Genomic DNA, 8,211 nt, shown 5'->3' with positions numbered 1-8,211 from the left:
CGCCGGTCGGCGCCGGCGGACGGACCGGCCGGGAACGCGGCGGAGGCGTGGGCGGTGGAGCGGCGGTGGCCGCCGGACACGGTGCACGCGCTGTGCGTGGTGCTGCGGAGCCGGGGGAGGACGCTGGGGGTCGTGACGTTCCTGCGCGGGGCGAGCCGACGCGCCTTCGAGCGGCCCGACGCGGTGTACGCGGAGAGCGTCGCCGTACGGGTGGCTTCCGCGATCGATCTGGCACTGGCGCTGGGGCCTGATCGCATCTGATCCGCCCTGATCGCATCTGGTCCGGTCTGATCCGACCGACCCGGTCTGATCCACCGCCCCGGTCTGGTCCGACCGACCCGGTGTGGTCCGGCCTGCCTCCGTCCTGGTCCGGCCCCACCCGGCTCGATCCGGCCGCACTCGGTGCGACCTGAACGGACTTGCTGGCCCTGCTCGGCGGGGCTACGCCCGGGACGTCTCCTGCTCCTGCTCCTGGAGGACGAGCTCCTGCTCCAGGAGGACGAGGTTGCCGTGTGCGTCCAGGCGGGCCGGTTCGCCGGTGCAGTAGAAGCCGTCCGGAGTGAAGGCCCGGGCGGCGTTGTGCGCGTCAGCCTTGTAGTAGCCGCGGAAGGTGGAGGGGCCGCGGGCCAGCAGTTCCCCTGTCGGCCCGGGCGCGTCGATGCGGATCTCGTCGGCGGGCGACACGGGCCGCCCCCGCGTACCCAGGACGGTGTCCTCCGTGTCATCGAGGCGGGTGGCGGTCAGCACCCCTTCGGCCATCTCGTACACCTGCTGCAACCGGCAGCCGAACCCGGGCGGCAGGCGTTCGGCCGTTGCGGGGTGCAGCGGTGCTCCTCCGGTCTGTATCACCCGCAGACTCGACAGGTCCTCCGCCGCGGCGGGCAGGGCGTCCAGCCACTGCGCGGCGATGCCCGGCACCACGGACGTGAACGTCACGCGCTCCCCTTCGATGGCGCGGAACGCCTCCGCGGGTCCCGGGTCCTCGATCAGGACGACGGTCCCTCCGACGGCGAGGGTGCCGACGATGCCGGGACAGCCGAAGGCGAAGTTGGACTCCGCGGGCAGAACCGCCAGATACACATCATCCCGGGAGAGCCCGAGGAGTTCGCCGGCGGCGCGGGTCTGGTACGCGTAGTCGTCATGGGTACGCGGTATCAGCCCATGCCACGCGGCCGTTCCGGTGGACACCGGGGCGCCGGGCGCGGGCATCGGAGTGCCGGACACCGGGGAGCCGGACAGAAGAAAGAAGGCCACCGAACCGGCGTCGAGCGGGGGGTCGGGCTCAGGCGGGGCGTCGATGGAGCTGAGCGGGAAGGACAGGCACCCGTCCGACGAAACGGAGAATCCGCCGGCCGGCGTACCGGTATCGGACCAGGTGAAGACGCGTCGCAAAAAGGGGAATTCATCCGATATCCGGGCAGCCATCCCGGCGTGGTCGAAACCACCGTAGGAGGCGGGACCGACATAGCCGACAGCCTTGGTCGTACGGACGAGACGGCGGATCTCGGCAGTACGGTGCGCGACGGGTGCGAACACCGGAATCGCCCCGGTGCGGAACAGCGCGAACACGGTGATGACGAAGTCGGGCACATTCGGCAGTTGCACCACCACCCGGTTTCCCGGACGGATGCCTCGCAGCCGGAGACCGGCTGCCATGCGGTCCACCCGCCGGTTGAGCCGCGCGTACGTCATGCGGCTTTCCCTGTGCACCAGGGCGGTCCGCGAGCTGTGGTCTCGCGCCCAGTCCCGCAGCAGGCCGCCGAGCGTACGGCCCTGCCAGTACCCGGCCCGCCGGTAGTGTGCCGCTTCCTCATCGGGCCAGGGGGTGAAGCCGTCCAGCATGTTCCTGTCCTCCTGCGGGCGCGGATGCGGTGATCCCGACGCGGGCGGACACATCGGTCTCGGCGCGAACCTAGGGCCGGACCGCGGTGCACTCAAGGGGAGTTCCGGTCGATATGTGCGCCACTCGGCTGGACGAAACCACAGGTGCAGTCACGGGTTTCCTCAGTGCTGGTAGAAGATCCGGTCGCCGTACTCGGCCAGCACGCGCCGGTTCCACTCGTGCCCGCCGTCGACGTTGCCCGAGCGCAGCAGCGGGGGCTCGATGCCGCGCTGGGCCAGTTCGCCCGCGGCCGAGGCCATCATCGCCTGCATCAGCGCGCTCGTGACGACGGTCGACGCGGGCGCGAAGGGCGCCTCGACGCCCTCGGCGGTCAGCTCCGCGTCGCCCACCGCGATCCGGCTGTCCAGCACGATGTCGCAGTGGTCCTTGAGGTACGTACCGGAGGCGTGCCGCGACGCTGTCTCCTCGGTGTACGCCACGGATGTCACGCCGATGACCTTCAGGCCCAGCGCGCGGGCGCTCATCGCCATCTCCACGGGCAGTGCGTTGCGTCCGGAGAGCGAGATGATCACGAGGACGTCGCCCGCCGCCGCCGGGCCGGTTTCGAGCACGGCGCTCGCGAGACCGGTGACCCGCTCCAGGGCCGAGCCGAGGGTGGCCGGCCTGACGTCGACGCCCAGGGTGCCGGGGACGCTGAGCAGGTTCATCAGGGCGAGGCCGCCCGCCCGGTAGACCACGTCCTGGGCGGCGAGTGAGGAGTGGCCCGCGCCGAAGGCGAAGAGGCGGCCGCCCGCCTGCACGGTGTCGGCTATCGCGGAACCGGCTGCCGTCACGCTCGGTGACTCCTCGTCCCGTACGCGCCGCAGCAGGTCGATCGCGGCGTCGAAGAACTCGCCGGCGAGGCCGCTTTTCCCGCTGTTCTCGCTGCTCATGCGCATCACGGTGCGGTCCTTACCACGGCAGTGTCAATACCGCCCCGGTCCTGCGCGGGCCGGTTGTCGGAGGTATGCGTCAGAATTGGATGAGGGCCATAGCGGTAGCGGAACATAGGGGCACGTATGAGTGGGCTGATCGACACTACGGAGATGTACCTCCGCACCATCCTCGAGCTGGAGGAGGAGGGTGTGGTGCCCATGCGCGCCCGCATCGCGGAGCGGCTCGACCAGAGCGGCCCCACGGTCAGCCAGACCGTGGCGCGCATGGAGCGTGACGGCCTGGTGGCCGTCGCGAGCGACCGGCACCTGGAGCTGACGGAGGAGGGCCGCCGGCTGGCGACGCGCGTCATGCGCAAGCACCGCCTCGCCGAGTGTCTCCTCGTCGACGTGATCGGCCTGGAGTGGGAGCAGGTCCACGCCGAGGCATGCCGCTGGGAGCATGTGATGAGCGAGGCGGTGGAGCGGCGGGTGCTGGAGCTGCTGCGCCACCCCACGGAATCGCCGTACGGGAATCCGATCCCGGGCCTGGAGGAGCTGGGCGAGAAGGCGGAGGCGGATCCCTTCCTCGACGAGGGTCTGCTCAGCCTGGCCGAGCTGGACCCGGGGCCGGACGGGAAGAATGTGGTGGTGCGCCGGATCGGCGAGCCGATCCAGACCGATGCCCAGCTGATGTACACGCTGCGTCGCGCGGGGGTGCAGCCCGGCTCGGTGGTGAGTGTCACGGAGTCGGCCGGCGGGGTCCTGGTGGGCAGCGGCGGAGAGGCCGCCGAGCTCAACCCCGAGGTGGCTTCACACGTCTTTGTCGCCAAGCAGTAGCGAAGCGGCGGCGTAGCGGCGGCGAACCGGTAGCGCGAGAAGCAGCGTGAGCTGTATAGAGACGAGAGCTGCGTCGAGACGCGAGCTGCATCGAGAGCAGTGGAGCAGGGGCAGGGGCAGAGGTCCGTCCGGTACCGGCCGGGCGTGCGGTGGTGGCCGGTCCGCGCAATGGTGCGGGAACCGCCCCGGCCGCCCGCAAGCCGTGCGAGGCTGGGCGCCTGTGACCTGACGACGGTGCCGGTCCGGCGCGATGCGACCCATGCGGTCCGCCCATCCGGCAGGGAGGGAGCGGTGCATGCGTCTGTCCTGGCCTCACCGGGTCTCGGACCCGGCCTCGTACATGATCCCGGCCTCGTACTTGATCCTGGCCTCGTACATGATCCCGGCCTCGTGCCGGGGCCCGATCTGGGACCAGGTCTCGGGCCGGGTGCCGGATCAGGTCTCTGACCAGGTCCTGGACGGCGAGGGCCCCGGCGCTCGTGAGCGCCGGGGCCTGACCTCCCCCGCACCGACCTGGAGCCCCGAGCTCTCAAGGTCGGTCTGGCCGGACCCTCATCCCCGAGTGGTCCGCCCCCCGCACCAAATCTCCCCCGGGCAGCAACCCTCAATCCTTGGGAGTTGTCACTCGAAGGTGGGGTGTTGAGCAAGGGAACCGCATTTTCGAATGCGAGTTCGATAGCCTGTGTGAATCAGCTCCGTGAATCAGCTACGGAACCATCCTGAAGCGGCCTGCCGCAGGTGCGGGACCGACCACCCGGGGGACTGAAGGGGGTGCCTGAACATATGGTGCAGCGCATCGACGTGACCGGACCCGATGGCGTACGCCTCGCTGCCTGGGAGTTCGCCGACCCGCCCAAGGAGGCCGAGGGAGACGCGGGGCGCGCCCCCGGTGTCTTATTGCTGCACGGCCTGATGGGCCGCGCTTCGCACTGGGCCTCCACCGCCCGCTGGCTCTCCGGGCGCCACCGCGCGGTCGCGCTCGACCAGCGGGGCCACGGCCGCAGCGACAAGCCGGCCGACGGCCCGTACACCCGGGACGCCTATGTGGCCGACGCCGAGGCCGCGATCATCCAGCTGGGGCTCGCCCCCGTCACCCTCATCGGCCACTCGATGGGTGCCCTCACCGCCTGGCAGCTCGCGGCCAAGCGGCCCGATCTGGTCCGGGCCGTGGTCATCTGCGACATGCGGGCCTCCGCCCTGGGGATAGCCTCCCAACGCGAATGGGAGGACTGGTTCATGTCCTGGCCCGTCCCCTTCGCGACGCTCGCCGACGTACGGAAGTGGTTCGGCGAGGACGACCCGTGGGTGGAGCGCCCCAATCCGTCCCGCGGTGAGTTCTTCGCCGAGGTGATGGCGGAGAGCGCCGACGGCTGGCGGCCGGTCTTCTCCCGCCGCCAGATGCTGAAGTCCCGCGAGACCTGGGTCTTCGACGCGCACTGGGAGGAGCTGGCCCAGGTGCAGTGCCCGGCGCTGGTGGTCCGCGGCCTTGATGGTGAGCTGGGCCGCGCGGAGTCGCAGGAGATGGTCCGGGTGCTGCCCAGGGGGGAGTACGCGGAAGTGGCCGACGCGGCGCATCTGGTCCACTACGACCAGCCGGAGGCATGGCGCGCGGCGATAGAACCGTTCCTGGACGCGGTGGTCACCCCGTAACGGGCGCCGGCGGGGCCCGGCACGACGCCCGCCCGGGGGAGGGGCACGGCGGGAACGGGCCCCTCCCGGATGCCACTTCATCCCCCCCCGGATGCCACTTCATCCCCCCCGGACGTCGCTTCCCCCCCGGATGCCCCTTCACCCCTCCCGGACGGGCGTCGCCTCACCCCTTGCTGACCGCCAGGAGGATCTCCGGCAGCCGACCGGCCGCCTGGGGTGCGGCCGCCCGCAGTCCCGCCCAGGCCGTCCCCGCCCCGTACACCGCGCCCAGCGGCAGCAGGATCCACAGATACGGCTCGTTGCCCGTGACATGCAGGGCGATCAGCAGGGCGATCACCGGTGAGCAGAGCAGGGCGGCCGAGACCATGCCGCCGAAGATCGAGATCCAGGCGAGCCCGGCCTGCCCCGGGGCGACGTTCTTGTGGGCGTTGTCCTGCGGGATGGAGTACGGGAAGCGGGCCGAGGTCACGGCGCCCGTCCCCAGCATCGCGCCGAGCAGCGCGAAGGCCAGCCCCATCGCCTCGGGCAGCGCGCCCCAGTCGCCGAGCAGCCCGGCCGTGACCACCGTGACCAGCGCGGTGTACGGGACGGTGACCAGCGCGAGCGCCAGCGCGCGCGACCGCAGTTCCGCGAAGGCGTCCCGGGGCGACGCGATGGTCTGCGCGACCATCCAGAACGCCGAGGTGTCCTGGCCGAACTGGTTGTACATCTGGATGCCCAGCATCCCCGCCGCGAAGCACGCGAAGTAGATGGAGCCGCTGCCCTGCACCGCGTTGAGCAGCGGCACGATCAGCCCGATCGCGAGCGAGGCGATCCACGCGGCCTTGGTCTTCGGGTCGCGCCAGATGTAGCGCAGGGTGCGGAGCATCACCGTGCCCGTACGCCCCTCGGGCAGCAGCCGTGAGAAGCCGCCCGCCGACTCCTTGCGGCTCGCTCCGGCCGCCGCGAGCGTCGAGCCGTCCGGCGAGGTCATCAGCCGGACCAGGGTGCGCCGCCAGGCACGGAGCATGATCACCAGGAAGGCCGCGGCGATGGCGAGTTGGGCCACGGCCGTTCCGTACGACCCGGCGCTCGCCGAGTCCACCGCGCCGATCGCGGAGGACGGCGGCAGCCACCGCACCACGTCCCCGGTCGGGTCGAGCGCGGAGAGCCCGCCGGCCCGGCCGAGCCGCTGCGCGCCGAAGTTGACCGCCTGGATACCGAGTGCGATCACCAGGCCGCTCAGTACGGCGAGATCGCGGCCCTTGCGCGAGGTGAGGAGCCGGACGTTGGCGGCGGCCACCGCCCGGGCCAGCGCCACACAGGCCAGCACGGTCAGCGGTACGGCGATGACGGCGGTCACCGCGGCCGCCGCGTTCGTCGCCACGGCGAAGGCGGCGCCGACCGCGAGACAGAGCGTGAACAGCGGCCCGATGCCCACCAGTGAGGCGGCGAGCAGAGCCCGTACCAGTGGTTCGGGCCGCAGCGGCAGCATCACCAGACGGCTCGGGTCCAGCGTCTCGTCGCCGCTGGGGAAGAACAGCGGCATCGCGGCCCACCCGATCGCGAGGACGAGCGTGAGGATGACGGTCAGGGTGCCGGCGTGCGCGTGGCCGTGCAGCAGGACCAGGCCGAGCAGCAGCAGCGCGGCGAAGAACAGGGCGGCGGCGACGGACGCGATGTACGCGGCCTTGCGGCCCGACGACTGGCGCAGTCCGTTGCGGAGCAGGGAGAGTTTCAGCCGGACCACGACGGAGGTGAGCGACGCCGGGGCCGGCGAGGTGCCGGAGGCGCTCGGGGCGGCTGCGGCGGCCGGTGCGGTCATCGCGGGCCACCGCCCAGCCAGTCCAGGCTCTCCCCGGCGTTCCTGCCCTGCGCGCCGACCAGTTCGAGGAACGCCTCCTGGAGGGACGGCGCGCTCCCGCGTACTTCGGCCAGCGGGCCCTGGGCGCGGATCCGGCCGCCCGCCATCACCGCCACCCAGTCGCAGAGCGACTCGACCAGCTCCATCACATGGCTGGAGAAGACGACCGTCGCCCCGGAGCGGGTGTAGCGCTCCAGGACACCGCGGATCGTCTGCGCGGACACCGGGTCGACGCCTTCGAACGGCTCGTCGAGGAAGAGCACTTCGGGGTTGTGGAGCAGTGCCGCCGCCAGCCCGATCTTCTTCCGCATCCCGGTCGAGTAGTCGACCACGAGCTTGTGCTGGGAGCCCGCCAGGTCGAGTACGTCCAGGAGCTGGGTGGCCCGCTTGTCGACCTCGGGGCCGGGCAGCCCGCGCAGCCGGCCGCTGTACGCGAGGAGTTCACGCCCCGAGAGGCGTTCGAACAGCCGCAGGCCCTCGGGCAGGACGCCGATGCGTGACTTGACCGCGACGGGGTCCTGCCAGACGTCGTGGCCTGCCACGGAGACCGTGCCCTGGTCGGGCCTGAGCAGGCCCGTCACCATGGAGAGTGTGGTGGTCTTGCCCGCGCCGTTGGGGCCGACCAGACCGATGAACTGGCCCGCGGGCAGGTCGAGATCGATCCCGGCGACCGCGATCTGCTCCCCGAACCGCTTCCACAGTCCTTTTACCCGTACGGCTGCCTGGTCCTGCATGGTGCAGCGCCTTTCGGAGTCCCGGCTTTTGCGCCCACCCTACGGTCGGCCGCCAACGGGCCGGGCCGCTGCCGCCTCTCCTCCCTCGCTACCTGCGGCCGGCCCGCGCCTCCTGGCCGCAGGCGTACGCGAGGGGCCCGGTCAGCTCCTCACCGTCGGGCAGCCAGCGGTTGACCGCCGTCGGCCGCCGCGCCCACTGCACCACGCCGGCGGACCCGACCCGGGTAGGCGGCGCGGGGACGTAGCCGCCCTCGCCGCGCACCGCCAGATCGATCACGGACGGCGTCCACCCCAGCCTCCGTACCAGCTCGGGCACCTTGGCCCCGGCGCCCGGCAGGACGAAGAAGAGCATCCGGCGGTCGGGTGTGCGGGCCACCGGGCCGAGCGTCA

The 8,211-nt window shown here is 71.8% G+C and carries 7 protein-coding genes and 1 pseudogene; 3 read left to right on the top strand and 5 right to left on the bottom strand.

The window, feature by feature from the left end; genetic code table 11:
- Positions 1 to 261 (top strand): annotated as a pseudogene (locus tag G3I19_RS32255) (diguanylate cyclase); the annotation flags it as partial.
- A 180-nt stretch (positions 262 to 441) separates the two neighbouring features.
- Here the strand turns inward: G3I19_RS32255 and G3I19_RS32250 are convergent.
- Positions 442 to 1,842, bottom strand: coding sequence for an AMP-binding protein (locus tag G3I19_RS32250; protein WP_164267264.1), 1,401 nt, complete (start codon positions 1,840 to 1,842; stop codon positions 442 to 444).
- 162 nt (positions 1,843 to 2,004) lie between these two features.
- Entirely contained in the window at positions 2,005 to 2,775 is a 771-nt protein-coding gene (locus G3I19_RS32245; RefSeq protein WP_164267263.1) for an SIS domain-containing protein, read from the bottom strand.
- Positions 2,776 to 2,901: 126 nt separating this feature from the next.
- Between G3I19_RS32245 and G3I19_RS32240 the strand changes: the two genes are divergently transcribed.
- Entirely contained in the window at positions 2,902 to 3,594 is a 693-nt protein-coding gene (locus tag G3I19_RS32240) for a metal-dependent transcriptional regulator (RefSeq protein WP_164267262.1), read from the top strand.
- Positions 3,595 to 4,377: 783 nt separating this feature from the next.
- On the top strand, positions 4,378 to 5,244 hold the full coding sequence (locus tag G3I19_RS32235; protein ID WP_164267261.1) for an alpha/beta hydrolase: 867 nt from the start codon (positions 4,378 to 4,380) through the stop codon (positions 5,242 to 5,244).
- A 163-nt stretch (positions 5,245 to 5,407) separates the two neighbouring features.
- Here the strand turns inward: G3I19_RS32235 and G3I19_RS32230 are convergent, their stop codons facing one another.
- From G3I19_RS32230 to G3I19_RS32220, 3 genes are all read right to left on the bottom strand, one after another.
- Positions 5,408 to 7,048 carry a transporter gene (locus tag G3I19_RS32230; protein WP_164267260.1) on the bottom strand — a complete coding sequence of 547 codons (1,641 nt, stop codon included), beginning with the start codon at positions 7,046 to 7,048 and terminating at the stop codon, positions 5,408 to 5,410.
- Entirely contained in the window at positions 7,045 to 7,821 is a 777-nt protein-coding gene (locus G3I19_RS32225) for an ABC transporter ATP-binding protein (RefSeq protein WP_164267259.1), read from the bottom strand. The genes G3I19_RS32230 and G3I19_RS32225 overlap by 4 nt, the downstream gene beginning before the upstream one ends.
- 88 nt (positions 7,822 to 7,909) lie before the next feature.
- A partial coding sequence (locus G3I19_RS32220) for a bifunctional DNA primase/polymerase (protein WP_203600795.1) occupies positions 7,910 to 8,211 on the bottom strand: 302 nt, incomplete at its 5' end.

Source organism: Streptomyces sp. SID10853, assembly GCF_010548145.1.
Classification (GTDB): domain Bacteria; phylum Actinomycetota; class Actinomycetes; order Streptomycetales; family Streptomycetaceae; genus Streptomyces.
This window is presented reverse-complemented; position numbering and strand designations above follow the sequence as displayed.

Excerpts from the sequence above, each read along its gene's own strand:
- G3I19_RS32225 (WP_164267259.1), bottom strand. The coding sequence starts at position 7,821 with ATGCAGGACCAGGCAGCCGTACGGGTAAAAGGACTGTGGAAGCGGTTC.
- G3I19_RS32245 (WP_164267263.1), bottom strand. The coding sequence starts at position 2,775 with ATGAGCAGCGAGAACAGCGGGAAAAGCGGCCTCGCCGGCGAGTTCTTC.
- G3I19_RS32250 (WP_164267264.1), bottom strand. The coding sequence starts at position 1,842 with ATGCTGGACGGCTTCACCCCCTGGCCCGATGAGGAAGCGGCACACTAC.
- G3I19_RS32235 (WP_164267261.1), top strand. The coding sequence starts at position 4,378 with ATGGTGCAGCGCATCGACGTGACCGGACCCGATGGCGTACGCCTCGCT.
- G3I19_RS32240 (WP_164267262.1), top strand. The coding sequence starts at position 2,902 with ATGAGTGGGCTGATCGACACTACGGAGATGTACCTCCGCACCATCCTC.
- G3I19_RS32230 (WP_164267260.1), bottom strand. The coding sequence starts at position 7,048 with ATGACCGCACCGGCCGCCGCAGCCGCCCCGAGCGCCTCCGGCACCTCG.